Origin of the sequence: Treponema pectinovorum (assembly GCF_900497595.1) — a bacterium.
GTDB classification, from domain to species: domain Bacteria; phylum Spirochaetota; class Spirochaetia; order Treponematales; family Treponemataceae; genus Treponema_D; species Treponema_D pectinovorum.
Genome location: NZ_UFQO01000005.1, coordinates 13,061 through 33,811 on the forward strand (window position 1 = coordinate 13,061; position 20,751 = coordinate 33,811).

Here is a 20,751-nt window from a genome sequence, read left to right on the forward strand (position 1 = left end):
AAAAAATCGCTATAATGCACAATCATGTCTAAAAACGAAGCTCACGGAGCAATAACACACGACAATCACGCAGCACTTTGGCACGGACGCTTTGCAGAAGGGCCAGATGCCGCTGCTGTAGAATTTGAAACTTCAATTTATGTCGACGAACGCATGGCTTTTGACGATATACAAGGCTCAAAAGCGCATGCAAAGATGCTTTGCAATCAAAAGATAATTTCTCCAAAAGAAAACGAAGAAATTCAGCAGGGGCTTTCTTCTATAGAAAGCGACTTAAAATCTGGCAAACTTTTAATAGATTATTCGGCAGAAGATATCCATTCGTTTATAGAAGCAACTTTAACAGATAGAATTGGCGAAAGCGGAAGAAAGTTGCACACAGGCCGCAGCCGCAACGACCAGATTGCTTTGGACGAGCGCCTTTATCTTAGGCGAGCAATTCCAGATTTGCAAAAAAAGATTGCATCTGTAATAAAAACACTCACAAATATCGCCATTCAGCACAAGGAAACTCTTTTAACAGGATACACTCACATGCAGCATGCACAGCCAGTTACGCTGTGCCATCACCTTTGCGCGTGGGCTTGGATGCTTGTTCGCGACTGGCAAAGGCTTTCTGACAGTCTAAAAAGAATTTCAACTTCTCCATTGGGAAGCGGTGCACTTGCAGGTTCTGGTTTAAATTTAGACAGAAAAAGCGTTGCAAAAGATTTGGGCTTTGAAGGCGTTACAGAAAATTCTTTGGACAGCGTTTCTGACAGGGATTATTGCATAGAATTTACGAGCGATTTTTCAATCTTGCAAATGCACTTGAGCCGCATGTGCGAGGAAATCGTATATTGGTCAACAACAGAATTTGGTTTTGTAGAACTCAGCGAAAAATGGTCGACTGGCTCTTCTATCATGCCGCAGAAAAAAAATCCAGACTTTGCAGAACTCATAAGAGGAAGAACTGGGCGCGTTTACGGTTCGCTTTTTAATCTTTTAACAATGATGAAAGGTCTTCCTTTAAGCTACAACCGCGACATGCAAGAAGATAAAGCACCACTTTTTGAAGCCTTGGATTGCGTAAAAGCAAACCTTACGGTTTTTCAGGAGATGGTTTCTACTGCAAAGTGGAATACTCAAAAAATGGCTTTAAGCTGTGAAGGTGGATTCGCAAACGCTACAGATGTTGCAGATTATCTTGTTACAAAGGGAATGCCTTTTAGAAATGCACACTCAGTTGCGGCTCAATGCGTTCGGCTTGCTTTAGACACAAAACGCAGTGCCATAGAAGAACTTTCTTTGCCAGAATTAAAATCTATAAGTCCACTTTTTGAAGAAGATTTATTTAAAAAGATTACAAGCCATGCGTGTATGAGCGCAAGAGAAACAACAGGTGGGCCAAGCCCTATTCAGACAGAAAAGCAGTGTAAAAAATTGCTTGAGTTCTGTGAAGGTAAATGCTAAAAATGGTTTGCTTTGCAAACTTTAATTATCAAGAATATGGAGATTTTTATGAAAAAAATCGTTTGTTTGCTTTGTGCAAGTCTTGCAGTTTTATTTATAGTAGGCTGTTCAAAAAAAAGCGCAGGGGATAATTCGCTTCAGGATTTGCTTGCAAGAGGAGAATTCGTATTGGGACTCGATGACTCTTTTCCTCCTTTGGGCTTTAGATCGGATTCAAATGAAATTATCGGCTTTGATATCGATTTAGGAAAAGAAGTTGCTTCTCGCCTTGGAGTAAAATTCCGCGCTCAGCCAATAAACTGGGATGCAAAAGAGCAGGAACTTGCAACAGGAAACATAGACTGCATCTGGAACGGTCTTACTATAACAGACGCCAGAAAAAAAGCACTTTCTTTTACAAAGCCTTATTTAAAAAATGCACAGGTTGTTGTTGTAAAAAAGAATTCCAACATCAAAAACTTAAAAGACCTTGCACAAAAGACAATCGGTTTGCAAGCAGGCTCCTCTGCCGCAGATGCAGTTGAAGATTCTGTCGAGTTTAGAAAATCGATAAAATCTATAGTAGAATTTAAAGACAATATCACAGCATTAAACGATTTGGAAATCGGCGGAGTTGACGCGGTTGTAATGGATTTGGTTGTTGCAAACTATGCTATTTCAACATTTTCAAAGCCTTTTGAAGTATTAAAAGAAGGTCTTTTGCCAGAAGAATACGGAATCGCTTTTAGAAAAGGTGATGAAAAGCTTACTCAAAAAGTTCAGTCAATCCTGGAAGAAATGGCAAACGACAAAACAGTAGAAAAAATTTCTACAAAATGGTTTGGCTCTGATATAACAGTGATTGCCAAATAATTTTTAGCCACAAAACATTCCGCAAGTTTTGCTTTAAAAACAGCAGATTTGCGGATAAAAACTATGACACAACTTATAATAACAATGCTTCAGGCCTCAATAGTTTCGCTTGAAGTTTTCTTTTTAACACTTATATTTTCAATTCCGCTCGCTTTGCCAATAACTTTTTTAAGGATGTCGCCTTTAAAAATCGTTTCTTACACGACCAATGCATTTTTGCTGATTGTGCGTGGCACCCCTTTAATGCTCCAGCTAATAGTCGTATATTTTGCACCGTTTTATCTTTTCAATTTTTCGTGGAATCGCTTTACCGCTGCAATAATTGCAATCTCTGTAAACTACGCCTGCTATTTTGCAGAAATATATCGCGGAGGCTTGCTTGCAATTTCAAAAGGGCAGTACGAGGCAGCCAAGGTTTTAGGCTATTCAAAATCGCAGACTTTTTTTAAGATAATTTTGCCACAGGTCGTAAAGACAATAACTCCATCCATGGGTAACGAAGTCATAACCCTTGTAAAAGACACCGCTTTGGTTAGCGTGATTGGCGTCGTAGAACTTTTGCGAACGGCACAAACACATTCGAGCAGACTTTTTAGTACGACGCCAATTTTTATCGCAGGAATTTTTTATTTTGTCATGAACTGGGCAGTTACAGTTTTTTTTATCTATATAGAAAAAAAACTCGACTATTACAAATAGATTTTTGAATTTTTATAAGGGCGCTCGGGCGGGTCTTTCGTGGCTACGCTAACGCTTCGGTGCTTTGCACCGGCAAAGCCGCCACTACAGCCCCTAGCGCAAAAAAGGATACAATGAGCATAATAAGTGTAAAAAATATAAAAAAATCTTTTTCCGACGGAGTGGAAGTTTTAAAAGGAATTTCTTTTGATGTGGAAGAAGGACAAGTTTTAGGAATAATAGGACCTTCAGGTTCTGGAAAATCCACAATGCTCCGCTGTATAGACCAGTTGGAAAAAATCGATTCTGGAACAATCACCATAGCAGGCAGAGACTTAGTTAAAGACGGTCTTTATGCAGATAAAAAAACGCAAAGACAGATACTTTTAGATCTTGGCTTTGTCTTTCAGAATTTTAATCTGTTTCCTCATTATACGGTTTTAAAAAATATAGTAGACCCTCAAGTTACTGTCTTAAAAATTCCCAAAAAACAGGCAGAGCAAAACGCAGTTGCTTTAATTTCTCGTATGGGTTTGGAAGGGAAAGAAGATTTTTGTCCATGTAACCTTTCCGGTGGTCAACAGCAGAGAGTTTCAATAGCGCGCGCACTCGCTTTAAAACCCAAAGTTTTGTTGTTTGATGAGCCAACCAGCGCCTTAGATCCAGAACTCACTGGCGAAATTTTAGAAGTAATAAGACGGCTTGCAAAAGAAAAGATGACAATGATAGTAGTTACGCACGAAATGTCATTTGCCCGCGACACAAGCGATAGCCTAATATTTATGGATGAAGGCCTTATAGTAGAACAAGGCAATCCTCGTTCTTTAATAAATTCCCCACAAACAGCAAGGATGAAAGACTTTTTACGCCGCTTTAACGAAAAATAAGCAAAATATGCTACAATCTTTTTTATGAAAAAAATGGTTGGTCAATCAATTTTAGTTTTAGCAGGAGCGTTGTTTATTTTTTTTATAACTTCCTGTAAACGCCACTTGGAGATGACCTTAGAAGAAATAGAATCCTACAAAGCGTCCTTATCCGACAACATAATATCAAAAACCATCAATAAAGCGTACAAAGGCGAGCCTTTTGTTACAGGGCATTCTGGCGGAGTTTGGAATGACGCAATTACGGCCGACCCAAAAAGTTTTAATCTCTTAATAGCAGAACGCGACGGTTCAACTTCTGGAATTTTAAGCTACACTGTAGATAGCCTTGTCGATTACGATTACATAAAAAAACAGTGGATTCCCCGCCTTGCTTCGTTTGAAATAAAAATAGATGAAAAAAACGACAAACTCGATTTAATTTACACTCTCCGCGATGATATTTACTGGACTTTTTTTAACGATTTAAAACCTCGCGTAAAGTTGACAAGCGATGACGTAATATTTTGGTACGATGAAATTTATGGAGACGAAGAATGTGCTTCATCGGCTTATAACTCTCGCTTTATGGAAATGAGAGACGGCACAACTGGCGAAATCACAATAGAAAAAATCGATGAAAGACGCTTTTCTTTTCACTTTCCACGCATCGTAGCAGAACCTCTGCTTGCAACAAATATGAGTTTTGGGCCTGCTTTTATATATAAAAAAGCAAAACAGGAAGGCGGTGTAAAAGCGGTAAAAGCTTTGTTTTCTGTTGCAACAGATTTAAAAACGCTGCCGAGTTGTGGAAGATATTTTTTAACCGAGTATACGCCTGGCCAGAGACTTGTGTATCAAAAAAATCCTGATTTTTGGGAGCGCGATGAAAAAAATAACAGCATAGTTTATCCGGAAACTATGGTTTGCCATATAATAGGCGACAATAACACTTCCTATCTGCTTTTTAAGCAGGAAAAACTGGAAGATTATTCACCAACTCCAGAACAATTAGAAGAATTGGTTAGAAAATCCAGTAATTATGAAGAAAAAGGCTATTCTGTCTTTGCCGCAGCAGGAAGTCTGGGCGCAAGTTTTTGGACTTTTAATCAAAATCCAAAAAATAAATCATCTTCATATTATGAATGGTTTACAAAAAAACAATTTCGTCAGGCGATGAGTTGTATTTTAAATCGCGAAAGGATAATAAATCAAACTTATCGTGGACTTGCAGAAAGCAAATATACTTTTTTCCCGGAACCAAATAAGTTTTTTAACGCGGATATAATACTTCGCTATCGCTATAATCAGGAGCAGGCAAAGCGCTTGCTAGAAAGTGCAGGATTTTATCAAAAAAGCGATGGATTTTTGTACGACGAATCTGGAATTAAAGTTGAATTTGACCTTACAATCAGTTCGGACAATCAAATTCTAAGCGACATAGCGTTGATAATCGCAGATGAGTGTAAAAAAATCGGCATAACAGTAAACATAAGGCAGACGGATTTTCAAAAACTTGTAGAGCAGTTGACTTCTTCTTACGACTGGCAGAGCCTTATAATAGGTTTTGGTGGCGGTTTAATTTTTCCAACTCAAGGCAGCAATGTTTGGGTTAGTTCAGGAAATTTGCATGTTTGGTATCCATTGCAAAAAACGCCGGCAACGGATTGGGAAAGGCGCATTGATTTTTTATACAACGAAGCGTCGTGCATCGTAGACGAAAGAAAAGCAAAACCTCTTTGGGATGAATATCAAAGCATTATCTTAGAGCAATGCCCATTGATATATCTGGTCCGCTCGCGCAGTTTTTATGCTATAAATAATCGTTGGGATTTAACAAATGTCTATTACGACAATATGGGAGGCGCACAGACGAGCCATGTCTTTTTAAGACAAAATTAAAGATGAGATTTTTCAATTCATTTGTTTTTGCACAAGTGAATTTTCACAAAAAAACACAAAGGGAGTATAATTGTTTTATGTTTAAGATTTTTATAACAATAGTAAAGATTTTTTTCTGGATGCTCGGAAAAAATTCTCTAAGGCGCAAGGGGTTAAAACTTGAAAAACAGGGAAAGGTGCAAGAATTGGATAGCCTAGTTCTAAAAGTTGTTCCTCTCTGGGCGCAGTATATCGCAAAGGTTACAGGAACAACTGTAGTTGTAAACGGTCTTGAAAAATTGCCGCAAGACCGTGCTGTTGTTTTTATCGCAAACCATCAGGGATATATGGATATACCAGCAATCTACGGTTATGTTCCAAAGTTTATCTCTTTTGTATCTAAAAAAGAAATAGGTTCAATTCCTCTTATTGGCGATTGGATGCGCTTTTTGCACTGTACTTTGATGGACAGAAAAAACGCACGCGCGTCTGTAAAAGCGATTCACGATGCGGCAGATAATGTAAAGCGAGGGTATTCTCAGGTAATATTCCCGGAAGGAACTCGCTCAAGAGGTGGCTTGCACAGAGAGTTCAAAGCTGGAAGTTTTAAACTTGCATTCTTGTCGCAATCTCCAATCGTTCCTTTAACAATAGAAGGCTCGTACAAGGTTTTTGAAGAAAAAAAGACCGTTTCAAAGGGCAACACTATAACAATCACGATTCATGACCCAATAGAAACAGCGGGATTGAGTCGGGATGAACAGAGTTTGCTTCCAGAAAAAATAGAAAACATAATCTGTGCTCAGTTAAAACCTTACGAAGATGAATACCGCCTTGCACATTCAGAAAAATAGCGAATCTAACGGAAAATAAAATTTGCGCGATTTTTTCAAAATTTTTTTTAAGCCAACTTTTTTTCTAAAATCAAAGTTTCCTCTTTTGTCTTTTATTGCTAGTAGAGTTTTTACAATGCTGATTCTGCTTTTTATGCTTGGCTGGGCGATGTTTGCCCTTATGGCACTAGCCCCTGGCGATATTGTCGATAAGATGATGAGCGAACAACTTTTGACAGCTTCATCTTCTGCAAAATCTTTGTCGTCCACAGATTCAAAAGCATTTAGCGACGAGCAACTTGCAAAGGTTAGGGCGGAACTGGATTTGGATAAACCTTTTACAGTTCAATATTTTAGATGGTTAAAAAGAGTTTTTATTGAGCACGATTTAGGAGTAAGCCTTATAAGTCGTGCACCAGTTGCTTTTTTAATAAAGAGCCGGCTGATAAATTCTTTAATCTTAAATTTGATTTCATTAGTTTTTATCACAGTTTTTTCGTTTTTGCTTGGCGTTTATTTTTCGAGCAAGGCAGGAGAAAAACTGGATATTGCAGTTACATTCTTCGCCTTGTTTTTTCACGCATTTCCAGGAATTTTACTTTTAATTCTTTTTCAAGTTTTTGCTTCTTTTACGGGGCTTTTTCCTGTAAAAGCATATCCAGATTTTCCAATAGAGCAGGCACCTTTAAAATTTGTTTTTAGTTATGGATATCACGTTTTTCTTCCGCTATTGGCTTCGTTTTTAGGAGGCGTTGGCGGAACTTTGCGCACAATCCGTTCGACAATGCTCGACCAGCTTGGCTTACCGTACATAATGGCGTTGAGGGCAAGAGGCATAAGCGAACGCAAAATATTTTTATCGCACGCTTTTAGAAATACCTTAAATCCGTACATAACAGGCAGTGCGAACCTTCTTGCAGGGCTTTTTTCCGGTTCTCTGGTTTTAGAGATAATCTTTTCTTATCCTGGAATTGGCAGATTGATGTACGAAGCTGTTATGCAGCAGGATGTCAATTTGGTTTTAGCAAACAGCATGTTTATTTCGGCTTTGGTTTTAATCGGAATGCTCATAAGCGATATTTTGCTTGCTGTTGTAGATCCAAGAATCCGCTACGGAAGAGAATAAAAAAGGTACACTGCAATGAAAAAAATCTTTCGCTACATAAAATCTCGTACGCTTGCTTTAATTTCTGTAATATTCATTGCAATATTGTACCTTTTAATGATATTTGCACCCTTTATAGCTCCTTACACAGCGGTAACCTCGTTTGAAAAAGCAACCTTTCATCCTGCAAATGTGGAAATTTCTTCAAAGGGGCTGGTTGCAAGAGAATTTAGGGTATTAAATCCTTCTGTGTGGCAGTATGCAAAGGTAAAAGGCTTAAAACACAAGATAAGTTTTTTTGTGGAAGGCGAAAAATATAAACTTTTTGGTTTTATTCCATGCAAAACCCATCTTTTTGGAACAAAGGCTGACGAGCAAACTGGCGAGATTTATCCTGTTTTTTTGTTAGGAGCGGACAACCTTGGACGCGACACCTTTAGCCGCTTGCTTTACGGCAGCAGAATTTCCCTTACGATAGGTTTTGTCGCAAGTGCCATAAGCCTTTTTCTTGCAATTTTGTTTGGAGGGCTTGCAGGATTTTTTGGCTCATTTACCGACTGGTTTATAATGCGCTTTTCAGAGTTTTTTATGCTGATTCCAAGCCTCTATCTCATCTTGTTTTTGCGTTCACTTTTAAACACAAAACTGGACAGCGGTCAAAGTTATATGATAATCACTTTGATTTTAAGCCTTGTCGGCTGGCCAGGCAGTGCGAGAACTTTGCGCGGCATAGTGCATTCATTAAAACGCGAAGATTTTGTTCAAAATGCACGCCTGGAAAAAATTCCTTCGCTATTGATAATATTTCGCTACATAATTCCTCAAATTTCAAGCCTTTTAATAGTAAGCACAACGCTTTCGATTCCGGGTTTTATAATGAGCGAAACAACACTTTCATATTTAGGATTGGGAATTGCAGACCCGGCGGTAAGCTGGGGTTCAATGATAAATCGAGAAATTTCGACGCTTTCAAATTTAAAAAACTTTCCGTGGCTTTTGATTCCCGTCGTGCTTTTACTTTTGGTAACTCTGGCATTCAATTTTTTTGGCGACTGCCTTAGGGACTATTTTGATCCTTACAACATAATTTTTAAGAAAAAAACTCGAAAAATTCGAAATAAAGATAAAGGAGGGGAGAACGCTCCCCTGGCGCCAGCTGCATCCGCATCTTCTGCCACCCCTTTATGCGAGGCACAAAAAAATGTCTCTGCGGCCTCGCAACGCTCCGCATTATCGTTAAATAAGGACAATATACTTTCTGTGCGCAATCTAAAAGTTAGCTTTTTATCAAAAAATTTAAATGACAAAAAATTAGTCTATGCGGTAAGAAATGTTTCGTTTGATGTAAGGCGTGGAGAAATTTTAGGTATTGTAGGAGAATCCGGTTCTGGAAAATCAGTTTCTACAACAGCAATAACAGGACTTCTTCCAAATAATGCAGAAGTTACAGGAAGCATTTTGTTTAACGACGGACAAAATTTTATCGATTTGCAAAAATTATCTTCTCTTCAAAAAAGAGATTTTCGAGGCAAAAAAATTGGCATGATTTTTCAGGAAAGTGGCAGAGCGTTTGACCCTTTGCAAAATATCTTTTCGTGCTTTTACGAAACCTTTTTAAATTCAGATAAAAAAATTACAAAAGAACAAGCACAAAAAAAAGCTTGTGCCTTACTCGAAGAAGTTGGAATAACGGATGCTCAAAATCGCTTAAAAAATTTCCCGCATCAGTTTTCTGGCGGTCAGCTACAGAGGATAAGCATCGCTTTATCGCTTGCACAGGATTGCTCGCTTTTGATTGCGGACGAGCCAACAACCGCTTTGGATGTTACGGTTCAGGCACAGATTGTAAATCTCTTGCGTCGCCTGAATAAAACTCGCAGACTTTCAATAATCTTTATAAGCCACAACATAAAGTTAATCGCTCAATTCTGCGACACAGTCGTTGTAATGTATGGCGGAAAAATAATGGAAAAAGGCGAAACGCAAAAACTTTTATCATCGCCAAAGCATCCTTATACAAAAGCACTTATTGCTTCAATCCCAGAGTTTGGAATTCATTATACAAAACAAAATTTGATTTCAATTCCTGGAAAAGTTTACGACAGTTCAAAAGAACAAGACGGTTGCCCATTTTTTGAGCGCTGCGCTTTTGCAAAACAAGAATGCAAAGCAAGCGATTTGTGTTACAAGATGTTGGTGGGTATATAAATGAAAGACGATTCAAATTTTTACGACAACATTTTGGAAGTAGAAAATCTTTCAAAAAAGTTTTCCCTCGATTCAGGATTTTTCGCACGCAAAGATAGATTTGTTCATGCTTTAAACGATGTAAGTTTTTATATACGGCGCGGCGAGACTTACGGAATAGTTGGCGAGTCTGGCTCTGGAAAATCAACTTTGGCAAAAATTTTGGCAGGAATGTACAAAGGCGACGATGGAAGCATCTGCTTTAACTCAAAAAATGATGGAACAATAAGATATGTGTTTCAAGACCCTGCACGCTCTTTAAATCCTAGGCTTACAGTTTATTCAATTTTGACAGATGGCTTATATTTTGCAAAAAGCAATAAAAAAGTTGACTCAAAAGAAGAACTCTTATGCAAAGCACAGAAGATAATCGAAGAAGTTGGCTTAGATAAAAGCGATTTAGATAAACGGCCTTCACAATTTTCAGGAGGGCAAAGGCAAAGAATATCAATAGCACGAGGATTATTGGGAAATCCTGAATTATTGCTTTGCGATGAAGTTGTTTCTGCCTTGGATGTGAGCATACAAGGGCAGATATTAAATTTATTAAAGGATATAAAAAAAACTCGAAGTCTTTCTTATCTTTTTATAGCACACGATTTACGCGTAAGCTGCTATTTTTGCGATAGGATAGGAGTAATGTACCGAGGCTTTTTGCTCGAAGAAGCGGACGCTGCTGATTTTTATAAAACAGCCGTGCATCCGTATTCAAAACTTCTATTTGAAGGTGCACTTGGAACAGCAAGCGAAAATGCAGGAGAAATAAAATCCTCACTTACAGATTTAAAAGGCTGCCCCTTTGCTCACCGCTGCACAAAAGCAAAAAAACACTGCTTTGAAGAGTGCCCGCCATGGAAAGAACTTTCTAGTTTAGATAAACAAAAAATCCACAGGTTGCGATGTTTTGAAGTTTAAAACCAGCCGAAATAAAATGACAAAATGCTGTAGTATTAGGTTTGCCTAAAGTTTCAGATGTACTTTTTCGTTTATGAGCCTTTTTTCCCTTTTTCGTATTTTTCTGCAAAAATTTGCCATAACTCGAGCGTTTTATTATATTATGTTTCTATGAATAAGAGCGAAGAAAATCAAGCGACACAAGAAGCACTCGACGAAAGTTTAAAAGAGATGTGCAATCTTATTTCCAAAAATAACGACCCAAAACTGATATATGACTTTTTTGAATGTCTTTTTACAAAAGCGGAACTCAAAGATTTTGCGATGCGATGGCTTTTGGTAAAAGAAATCGACAAGGGAACGACTCAACGCGATATTGCAAAAAAATTTTCGATGTCGCTTTGTAAGATTACTCGCGGTTCTAAAGAGTTAAAAAAGCCAGACTCAGCATTTAGAAGATTTTTAGACCTCGCAGAAAAAATCTAAAATTTAAATTCTTATTTTCCGATAATAGAGAATGAAGGATTGTATTATAAACTTTCCTATAGAATTGCCGTTTCCTTTTTTGTGCAAGCGGTTTAATAAAAACATTTTTCGGAAATTGAAACTTCCTTAAAAATATTTTTATAGGAGAAAAGATGAAAAAATCGATTTTAAAAAAATATTTGCCAGTACTTTGTTCAGCAGCTTTCATTTTTGCACTTTATTCGTGCGCTTCTGCGCCAGCTCCAAAAAACGACTCTATTCAAGATCTTATAAAAGAAGGTCGCTATGACGAAGCTAAAGAATTGTTTGCTGCAAGAGCAGAGATAAACGGTCAGGACGAAAAAGGAGAAACTGCTCTCCACGTCTGTGCTAGGGTAAATCAAAGCGATTTGATAACTTTTTTGATTATAAAAGGTGCGGATACAGAAATTGTAAACTCCGACGGAGATACGCCTCTTTTGGTTGCTGTAAAAAATAACAGCATAGACGCTGCAAAAACTTTAATTGCTCTAAAAGCCAATATTTTTGCAAAAGATGCCAATGAAAATTCGGCCTTGCAGATTGCCCTTGCAAAAAATGAACCATGGTATGATGTGATGATAAATCAGCAGACTGCAGCTTTAAAAGATGTAAACGGCGAAAATATCGTTCATTATTTTGTTAGGACATCAGACGAAAAAGCTATTGATTATTGCATAAAAAATGAACTTCCGCTTTCTCAAAAAAATAATTTTGGAAAAAATCCTGTTTCAATCTGTTACGAAAGCGCTCAAGAAATTATACCTATAAGGATTGCGGCAAAGCTTTTGCAGGCAGGTGCAGAAGGCGAGAGAGGCAAATTCTCTTATTTTGAAGATGCAGTTCGCACCCGCAACACTATGATTCGTTTTTCTGACGGTCAAACTCCGCTTCATCTTGCAACAATCTTAGGTCATACAGGAGTTGTAAGTTATCTTTTGAATGAAAAAACTTATGTAAGACAGACCGACCTTTTGCAAGCACAAGATATTGCAGGTTCTACACCTTTGCATGAGGCTGTTCGTTATGGAAGGGTAGAAATCGCAAAACTTTTGTTGAGTTCTGGGGCAAAGGTTGACGCTTTGGATGCTGTTGGAAAAACTCCTTTCCTTTTGATAATTCCGCGAGAATCGCAACTTGAAATGTACAGTGCGCTTCTATCGTTTAATGCAGATGTCATGCAAAAGGATATGTATGGCGATACAGTGCTACACGTCGCAACGATGGCAGCAGTTTCTCCTGAAGTTCTGCAACTTTTGGTAAAAGCTGGTGCTCCAATAAATGAACGCAATAAAAAAGGCGTAACTCCATTGAGCCTTGCAATCGAAAAGAAAAACATAGAACACGTAATTTTTTACGCACAAAACGGTGCGGACATAAATGCAGAAGATATGAACGGCAAAACTCCATTGGAATATGCGCTGGAAAGTCCCACAATCGAAATGCTAAAAAATCTTGTAACCACAAAAAATGTGCTTTCAAAAGACAGTGCAGGAAACACCCCTTTACACACTGCAATCTTAAAAGACAGCCCGTTCCCATATATTCAATATCTTGTTGATACAGGAGCGGATGTAAATGCAAGAAATAAGCGTGGAGATTCTGTTCTTTATCTTGCGGTCATAAAAAATCAAAGACAAACTGGCGATCTTTTGCTTTCAAACAATGCGGATATATTTGCGACAAACACAGATAATAATTCCCCACTAAGAGTTGCTCTTACAAACGGCGGCGAAGTTCAGGACTGGCTTATAACGAGCAGGACTTTAAATACTACAGACGGTGCCGGAAACACACCTCTGCATTATGCTGCTGAATGGAAACTTAATTCTGCAATTTTGGCTTTGATTCAAAAAGGTGCAAATGTAAACGCTGTAAATGCAAATGGAGAATCGGCACTTTTTTCCGCGGTAAAAGCGGATTCGCCTTCAACTATAAATCTATTGGTAGAAAAGGGAATTATCACAGATACTCGCTCAAATCTGACTCGCGATCATTTAGGAAATACACCTTTGCACTATGCGGTAAAATGGAACAGTTTGGAAGCTGCAAAATCCGTAATTTCTTTGGGCTTTGCTGTTAATGCACAGAACCTTGCTGGAAAAACCGCCTTGAGCGACTGTTGTCGTTCAAATAAAAAAGAAATGGCAATTCTTCTTTTATCATACGGTGCCGATGTAAACGCAACAGATGTTACAGGTAGAACAGTTTTAATCGACGCAATTCAGGCTGGAAGTGAGCAGATGGTAAGCCTTCTACTTACAAATGGAGCAAATCCTCATATCCAGGAAATGAACGGAAGAAATGCCTATCACGAAGCCGCTTTGAGTGCAAATATCAACATAATCAATTTGATAAGGCAGGCAGGAGGCTCTCCGCTTTCGCGCGATTCGTATGGAGATAGTCCTTTTAGCCTCGTTTTGCGCTATGATGAGAACATTTTAAAAGCGGTTTTAGGAAGCAATAAAGATATAGTTGATTCCGACGGTAATACTCCAATCCATATCGCTGTAGAAAGAAGAGTTACTCCAGCACAACTTACAATGCTTTTGAGCATGGGCTATCCTGTAAGCCAGAGAAACGGCAAAGGAATGACACCTCTAAATATGGCTGTAAGTTCAAATCAGAAAAAACTCGCACTTACGCTTTTGGAAAAGGGAGCAAATCCTTTTGTTGCAACAGTTGAGGGCGATAGTGCACTTACAAACGCGTTTAAAAACGGCAATATCGAAATACTGGATGCAATCGTAAAACACAATGCCCAAAAGTCAGACACAAATGGAGATTCAATTTTGCACTATGCAGCGCGTCTAGCGGACGAGACTCAAATTCAGCATCTTTTAAGTTTGGGACTTGAACGCAATGTAAAAAATTTGAGTGGCGAAACTCCGTATCAAATGGCACTGCGTTGGAATAGACCTAAGATTGCAGAATTGCTAAAATAAGGCAGATAGCACAGAATTTGGAGGTTGAATATATGACAGAAACAAGGGCAGTTCGCCTAACCGATATTGAAAAATCAAGATTCTTGGCACGAACTTATGGCTGGATGGCTTTCGCGCTGTTTTTAAGTGCAGTAGTTGCATACATAACAGCTTTAAATATATTCAGCCAAACTCCAGACGGCAGATTAGTATTTACCTCGTTTGGAAGGGCACTTTTTGGCAAGAGCAATTTTGGATTTTTAGCACTTTGCATCTTAGAATTTGCAATAGTCATCTGGCTAACGGCAAAAATCAGGACGATGAGCGTAGCCTCTGCGATTGCAGGATTTGTGCTTTATTCTGTAGTAAACGGAATAACTCTTTCTAGCATCTTTGCAATTTACGAAGTTTCTTCAATAGCAAACGCTTTTCTTGCAACTTCAATAACATTTGCAGTTATGTGCATATATGGAACTTTTACAAAAAAAGACCTTTCAAAAATGGCACGCTATCTTTATATGGTACTTCTCGGAATAATACTCGCTTCAGTGCTGCATTTTGTTATCGCTATGATTGCAAAGGCACCACTTACAATGCTCGACTTGCTCATAAGCATTGCGACAATCATAGTTTTTACAGGTTTAACTGCTTACGACAGTCAAAAAATCTTAAAGACTGCTCAAATGGCAAAAGACAGCGCGGACTACAAAAAAGTTTCAATACTTGCAGCGCTGGAATTGTATTTGGATTTTGTAAACCTGCTTTTAGCTTTGTTAAGGCTCTTTGGAAAAAGAAGAAATTAAAATAATTTAGGAGGGGAAAGCCTTCCCCTCGCTCCCAAGTCCTCGTCGCTTTGCTCCTGCGGTCTTGTCCGCTACCCCTTCTGACGGGGACACCCCGCAACGCCCCGTGCAAACAATAAACACTCAGTGTGCAGTTCTATTTGTAAATCAAAAATATAGTTGGAATTTTATTTAACTGTGGAATTTTAGATTTTTTCCATTCTGCAATTTTTTTAGTTGCAATAAATTCGTTTTGAGTTGTAAGAGCCGAAGCTATGCACAATTTTGTTTCTGCTTTGCAGACTTTTATTATCGATTCAATCATCTTTTCGTTTCTGTAAGGCGTTTCTATAAAAAGTTGCGTCTGGTCTTCTTTGTAAGCTCTGTTTTCCAGCTGCTTGAGTTTTGATTCTCGCTCGCCAGTTTTTGCACTCAAATATCCGTTGAATGCAAAGTTTTGTCCGTTAAAGCCGCTCGCCATAAGTGCCAAAATCATGGAGTTTGGTCCTACAAGAGGAACGACTGCGATATTTTTTTTGTGTGCAAGTTCAACGGCAAGCTTTCCGGGGTCGCCCACCGCAGGACAGCCGGCATCGCTTATTAAACCAATGCTCTGCCCTTTTAAAATTGGGTCTAAAATGTGGCTTAAATCTTCGTCCTTTGGCGTATGATTTGAAAGTTCCGTAAAAGTGCATTCTTCTATCGGGAAAGTTTTATCGTTTGCAATCAAAAACCTAACAGCGCATTTTCTGCTTTCTACAATAAAGTGCCGAATGTTTTTAATTATATTGGCATTTTCCTGAGGAATTACAAAATTCAGTGGCGTTTCGCCTAAAGTGTTTGGAATTAAATAAAGAGCGGTTTTCATAACGGCTAAATTATAACGGTATGCAGGATTTAAACAAGTTATGTAAATTTGTAATGCGTTGTTTTTTGGCTTAGGCAATGGCGGAGCGGCGAAGCCGTCGACCGCAGGAGCATAGCGACGAGGACGATGAGCGCTTAGCGAACTCCAGAACTGCCGGCTACACGCAAGTGGCGCAAGCCCCTTATTCTGTGCAATCGTATTTTTTTTAGTTTTAATTTTATGCTATAATTTTGCCATGAAAATTTTGATTAGACCGCACGACATTGGAAAAGGTAGCGCCGACTGGCTTGGAAAAACTGCTTTTGAATGGGGCTTTGACGGAGTTCAGCTTGCAATAGCAAAGGCTGTGGAAGGGCAGAACGGAAATCCCGGAACTTTAACCCCTCAAGTTATAGACGAAATTAGAACCGGCTTTAACAGATACAACGTAGAAATTCCGATTTTGGGAGCGTATTTTAATCCTGTTCACTCCAATAAAGAAAAAGTTGAACTGGGCTCGCAAAAATATGCTGACCATTTGAGGCATGCAAAAGAATTTGGTGCAAAATTTGTTGCTTCTGAAAGCGGCAGTTACAACGATGACAAGTGGACTTACAATCCTAAAAACCAGACGGAAGAGGCTTTTCAGGAAGTAAAAAAAGTTTTTGAACGCATGCCAAAAATTGCAGAGGAAAGTGGCGTTTGTATGGCAATAGAAGGCGCGTGGGGACACTGCATGTACAAGCCTGAAGTTTTAAAACGACTTGCAGACGAAATTGACCCTGGTCAAAAAAACTTTAGATTTATAGTTGATATTTATAATTACCTTTACATTGGTAATCACGAAAAGCGTTCAGAAATTTTTGAAACTTGCCTAAAACTTTTTAAGGGAAAAATCTGCGGTTTTCATCTAAAAGATTATGTTGTAAAAGATGGGGAGCTTGAGCTTGCACCTTTGGGGCAGGGCATAATGGGCTGGAAAGATTTTCTTCCTGTGATAATGGAACAAGAGCCAAACGCTTATTTGATTTTTGAAGGAGTAAAAGATGTTCCCGCATCTTTGAAATTCGTTCGCAGCATAACAGGATAAAAAAAGACTGCGATCGCTGGCAACTAAAATTATCGAAAGGCAAAACCTGATTTTTAAGCGTATTTTTTTTCAAATTTTACGATTTGATTTTTTCCGTTGGCTTTTGCTTTGTAAAGGCTTATATCCGCATAGCGTATCAAGTTTGCAAGGTCATCTTTGTTTGGAGTGTACATGGCAGTTCCTGCGCTAACGGTTACTCCAAAGTTTGCATAAAGTTCGCTCGTTAAAAGTTTTTTTTGTATTCGTTCAAAAAGATTTAAAGACTGTTCGGCTTTTGTTTCTGGCATTATGATTAAAAATTCTTCGCCACCATAACGGCAAAAAACGTCTTCTGTTCTGATTGTAGATTTAAAAATTGCAGAAATTTCAGCAAGAATCGTGTCGCCAATTACATGACCGTAGGTATCGTTTATCTTTTTAAAATCGTCTATGTCTAAAAGCATTATGGAAAGATTTTTTTCATAGCGGTTACAGCGGTTGAGTTCTTTTCGCAAATAAATGTCCATATACCGCCTGTTAAAAGCCCCTGTAAGTGGGTCTAGCATAGCGGCTTCTTCTGCTTCTCGCAAAACATTTATTTCTACCAAAACTGGCGATTGAAAAAATTGATTGTCGTTCGTAAAATAATCAACGATTGCAAGATAGAGACTTACTTTTTTATCTAATTTTTGTTCAAGTTCAAAGTGGCGTTTTGAGATTTTTTCCCAGTGCTGTTCCGCTTGTTTTTCTGTAAAATAATAATCGATAAATTGGTTTAGAGTTGCAGAAAAACTGAACTTTGCTTCTGGAATTCTTGCTGCAGAACGGGAGTTTATAAGGGTTAATACTTTTTGTTTTAATTCATCTTTCATTTTGATACACTACATTAAAAAACCTGTATTTTTCAAGAAAACATAACAAATAGTTAAAAGTTAAAACAACAAAAATATATGTGTATCGCAAATGTTATTTTTAACAGGTTTTACCGCCCCAGTTTTTTGAATTTCGTTTTTCCCAGTCAATCGTTTTTTCAAAATCCGTTTCTGGAAGGCAATTTTTTTCGATGTGGTTTGCTGTTTTGTGCAGCCTGTAAAGGCATTCGCTTTTTTCGTTGTAACCCAATTTGCTTTCTTCTATGGCGTCGGACAAAATTCTTATTGATTCATCATAGATTTTTGTTGGCACAGGGAAAGGATGCCCGTCTTTTCCGCCGTGTGCAAAACTAAAACGTGCTGGGTCTGTAAAGCGGCTTGGAGTTCCAAAGATAACTTCGCTTACAAGGGTAAGGCTTTGAAGAGTTCTTGCGCCCAAACCTTGCGTTAAAAGCAGGCTTTCAAAATTTTTGTTGTCGTTTTCGTATGCAGTTGCAAGAACCGCACCCAACTTTTTTAAATCCACATCTTGTGCTTTTAATTCGTGGCGGGCAGGCATAACGAGATTTCTGTCGTTTTTTATGAGAATTGAAGTTTGTTCGATATTGTTTTTTGATTCGCAGGTTTTTATTTCTTCGATATTTGTTTTTGTTTCGCCTGCATCATTAAAAAGTTCAAGTTGAGCGCTTTCGCTTTGATAGATTTTTTTAATTTCTTTTAGCAGTTTGTCTGGATTTTCGTGCGTTAAAGTCAAGATTTTTGAGCGCGTATTATCTGCAAGAGAATCTGCAAGGTTTAAGATAGTGCCTTTGTTTTCTCCTGTAACTCCAGAGTGCGGATTTTCTACAAAACTCCTTAAATTTTGAGACGACCAGTGATATCGTCTCGCTTTTTTTTCTCCGGTGTTCATTCCCTGCTGAACTACAACCCAGTCGCCTTCGTCGCTTAAAATAAAATTGTGCTGATATAACGAAAATCCGTCTTGCACTGCACACCCGTCGACTTTTGCTGCAAGTTTTGAAGAATTTATAAGATAATTTGAATCCATACCTGTCATATCTGCAAGTATCTGTAATTCTTCTGGCGTTTTTCTGCTGTATTTGCCTCTTCCTCCGCAAACTACAAGCCCAAGTTCCTTTGCACGCCTGTTTAAACCGCGTTTTAACGCATACATTACGCTTGTCGTTATTCCAGAAGAATGCCAGTCCATTCCCAAAACGCAGCCAAAACTTTGAAACCAAAGCGGATCGCTCAAGCGAACCAACGCCTCTTTTTTGCCGTATCTAAGTATTAACGCTTCCATGATTGCAGTTCCTAAAGACATCATCCTGTCTGCAAGCCATTTTGGAACAACACCTGTATGAAGCGGTAAATCTGCGTAACCTGCGCGTTTAATCATATTTCAAAATTATAGTATAAAATCACTTTTTTTTGTAAAATCGGCGAATGCGAAAAATATTGTTCGTCTGCCATGGAAATATCTGTCGCTCGCCGATGGCAGAAATGGTTATGAAGCACCTTGTAAAGATGAGCGGTTTACAGAAAGAATTTTTTATAGAAAGCGCCGCTTGCCGCAGGGACGAAATTGGAAGTCCTATTCACAGGGGAACTGTTTCGGTTCTTAAAGAAAAAGAAATTGAGTTTACAGACCACCGCGCAGTTTTAGTGAAAAAAGATGATTTTTCATTTTATGACTTAATCATAGCGATGGATGAAGAAAACATTCGAGATTTGACAAAACTTGCAGATTCAGCGGAACGGCATAAAATCCACAAAATGCTCGAATACACAGGGCAATCACGCGATGTTGCAGACCCTTGGTATACAGGCAATTTTGAAGAAACTTGGAACGACATCTATAGTGGTTGCAAGGCACTTTTGGAAAGCTTAAAAAGATAAACTTAAAAAAAATCTATTATTTTATAAAAATAAGTAAAAAGTTGTTAGAAAAAATTTAATTTGCATTTAAAAGTGGAAAAAAACTACACGATAGACTATAGTTTGAGATAGCGCTATCGATATAGGTTGAAGAATCGGCAAGCGTAAGGAGAAAAAGAAATGAAACTTTCAAAAGTTTTGATTACAACAGCAGCCTTAGTTGCTGCATTCGCTTTTGTGGGATGTAAAGATGATGAAGAGTCTGCTTTTAGCGGAAAAAAGGTTGATTTTGACAATAGCTATATAACTATAGACTCTTCTGGGAATGTAAAACATGCAAAAAATACTGACAATGGTGCTGTAGCTAATACTGCTAACTATTATCGTGCATTTAAAAAGCTTGCAACAAAACACTATGGCTCTACTTGTACAATAACAATTACGCCAAATGATAAGAACACTTTTGAAGGCGTTGCAGGCTTTGTATTTAACATGAAAGATTCTGTATCAACAACTGACGCATATAGCTTTATAGTTGCTGCTGTTCAATATAATGGAGTAACAAAGCAGTTGAGAACTTACATTTCTTCTTATGAAGATGCTTTACTAAAAGATAACAACTACACAACAGTTCGTAACTTCACAAAAGACGGAACAACCCCTGCTACAGAAAATCAAATTCTTCCTGCATCAGGAACTTTCCATGACTTTGCTACTACAGATTTTAAAATTGATGATAAAGGCAATGTTGTTGTTTCTATAAAGGTTGAACAGAATGAAGACGGCTCTTATGTTGTTTCTTACTATAAAACATTGGCAGATGCTCAGGCTTCAAAAAATGTTGTAAAAACTGTTAATATTACAAAAGCACAGAGCGGTCTTGCAAAAAAGACACAGATGAAAATGGCTATGTATGCAAATATTTATCCAGCAAAACATCTTACAGCAGAATTCAAGTTTACAGATACTAAGGGTGAAGTTCTTCCATTTGAAGATGAAGTTATTGAATACTAATCCTTATAACGAAATCTAAAATTAAGCCTTTCGGTTTTATATCGAAAGGCTTT

The 20,751-nt window shown here is 38.1% G+C and carries 18 protein-coding genes; 15 read left to right on the top strand and 3 right to left on the bottom strand.

Annotated elements, in window-relative coordinates:
- Positions 1-24 precede the first annotated feature (24 nt).
- The 12 genes from argH (at position 25) to FXX65_RS08050 (ending at position 15,039) form a co-directional block, all read left to right on the top strand.
- Complete coding sequence (argH, locus tag FXX65_RS07995; protein ID WP_147615839.1) at positions 25-1,452, top strand: argininosuccinate lyase; 1,428 nt, start codon at positions 25-27, stop codon at positions 1,450-1,452.
- A 48-nt stretch (positions 1,453-1,500) separates the two neighbouring features.
- On the top strand, positions 1,501-2,304 hold the full coding sequence (locus tag FXX65_RS08000; RefSeq protein WP_147615840.1) for an amino acid ABC transporter substrate-binding protein: 804 nt from the start codon (positions 1,501-1,503) through the stop codon (positions 2,302-2,304).
- Between the two features lie 63 nt (positions 2,305-2,367).
- Positions 2,368-3,003 carry an amino acid ABC transporter permease gene (locus tag FXX65_RS08005; RefSeq protein ID WP_147615841.1) on the top strand — a complete coding sequence of 212 codons (636 nt, stop codon included), beginning with the start codon at positions 2,368-2,370 and terminating at the stop codon, positions 3,001-3,003.
- Positions 3,004-3,116: 113 nt separating this feature from the next.
- Positions 3,117-3,869 (top strand): amino acid ABC transporter ATP-binding protein, encoded by a 753-nt coding sequence (locus tag FXX65_RS08010; protein ID WP_147615842.1) that lies wholly within the window; start codon positions 3,117-3,119, stop codon positions 3,867-3,869.
- A gap of 24 nt (positions 3,870-3,893) precedes the next feature.
- A complete protein-coding gene (locus FXX65_RS08015; RefSeq protein WP_147615843.1) occupies positions 3,894-5,750 on the top strand; it encodes an ABC transporter substrate-binding protein in 1,857 nt (618 codons plus the stop codon).
- Between the two features lie 77 nt (positions 5,751-5,827).
- Positions 5,828-6,583 carry a lysophospholipid acyltransferase family protein gene (locus FXX65_RS08020; protein WP_147615844.1) on the top strand — a complete coding sequence of 252 codons (756 nt, stop codon included), beginning with the start codon at positions 5,828-5,830 and terminating at the stop codon, positions 6,581-6,583.
- Between the two features lie 115 nt (positions 6,584-6,698).
- The gene (locus FXX65_RS08025) at positions 6,699-7,688 is read left to right on the top strand and encodes an ABC transporter permease (RefSeq protein WP_147615845.1); all 990 of its coding nucleotides are present in this window, start codon (positions 6,699-6,701) and stop codon (positions 7,686-7,688) included.
- 15 nt (positions 7,689-7,703) lie between these two features.
- Complete coding sequence (locus FXX65_RS08030; protein WP_147615846.1) at positions 7,704-9,875, top strand: dipeptide/oligopeptide/nickel ABC transporter permease/ATP-binding protein; 2,172 nt, start codon at positions 7,704-7,706, stop codon at positions 9,873-9,875.
- Positions 9,876-10,829 carry an ABC transporter ATP-binding protein gene (locus FXX65_RS08035; protein ID WP_147615847.1) on the top strand — a complete coding sequence of 318 codons (954 nt, stop codon included), beginning with the start codon at positions 9,876-9,878 and terminating at the stop codon, positions 10,827-10,829.
- Between the two features lie 150 nt (positions 10,830-10,979).
- Complete coding sequence (locus FXX65_RS08040) at positions 10,980-11,294, top strand: Trp family transcriptional regulator (RefSeq protein ID WP_147614052.1); 315 nt, start codon at positions 10,980-10,982, stop codon at positions 11,292-11,294.
- A gap of 152 nt (positions 11,295-11,446) precedes the next feature.
- A complete protein-coding gene (locus tag FXX65_RS08045) occupies positions 11,447-14,257 on the top strand; it encodes an ankyrin repeat domain-containing protein (protein ID WP_147615848.1) in 2,811 nt (936 codons plus the stop codon).
- 32 nt (positions 14,258-14,289) lie between these two features.
- Positions 14,290-15,039: a Bax inhibitor-1/YccA family protein gene (locus FXX65_RS08050; protein ID WP_147615849.1), complete on the top strand. Its 750-nt coding sequence runs from the start codon at positions 14,290-14,292 to the stop codon at positions 15,037-15,039.
- Between the two features lie 136 nt (positions 15,040-15,175).
- Here the strand turns inward: FXX65_RS08050 and FXX65_RS08055 are convergent, their stop codons facing one another.
- The gene (locus tag FXX65_RS08055) at positions 15,176-15,886 is read right to left on the bottom strand and encodes an SAM-dependent methyltransferase (RefSeq protein WP_147615850.1); all 711 of its coding nucleotides are present in this window, start codon (positions 15,884-15,886) and stop codon (positions 15,176-15,178) included.
- A 235-nt stretch (positions 15,887-16,121) separates the two neighbouring features.
- Here FXX65_RS08055 and FXX65_RS08060 point away from each other — a divergent pair, with 235 nt between their 5' ends.
- A complete protein-coding gene (locus FXX65_RS08060) occupies positions 16,122-16,955 on the top strand; it encodes a sugar phosphate isomerase/epimerase family protein (protein ID WP_147615851.1) in 834 nt (277 codons plus the stop codon).
- 53 nt (positions 16,956-17,008) lie between these two features.
- Here FXX65_RS08060 and FXX65_RS08065 read toward each other — a convergent pair whose 3' ends face one another.
- Both FXX65_RS08065 and FXX65_RS08070 read right to left on the bottom strand, forming a co-directional pair.
- Complete coding sequence (locus FXX65_RS08065) at positions 17,009-17,806, bottom strand: GGDEF domain-containing protein (RefSeq protein ID WP_147615852.1); 798 nt, start codon at positions 17,804-17,806, stop codon at positions 17,009-17,011.
- A 100-nt stretch (positions 17,807-17,906) separates the two neighbouring features.
- Positions 17,907-19,205, bottom strand: coding sequence for a DUF763 domain-containing protein (locus FXX65_RS08070; protein ID WP_147615853.1), 1,299 nt, complete (start codon positions 19,203-19,205; stop codon positions 17,907-17,909).
- 47 nt (positions 19,206-19,252) lie between these two features.
- Here FXX65_RS08070 and FXX65_RS08075 point away from each other — a divergent pair, with 47 nt between their 5' ends.
- Positions 19,253-19,705: a low molecular weight protein-tyrosine-phosphatase gene (locus tag FXX65_RS08075; RefSeq protein ID WP_147615854.1), complete on the top strand. Its 453-nt coding sequence runs from the start codon at positions 19,253-19,255 to the stop codon at positions 19,703-19,705.
- Between the two features lie 159 nt (positions 19,706-19,864).
- Positions 19,865-20,698 (top strand): hypothetical protein, encoded by an 834-nt coding sequence (locus FXX65_RS08080; protein WP_147615855.1) that lies wholly within the window; start codon positions 19,865-19,867, stop codon positions 20,696-20,698.
- Positions 20,699-20,751 lie beyond the last annotated feature (53 nt).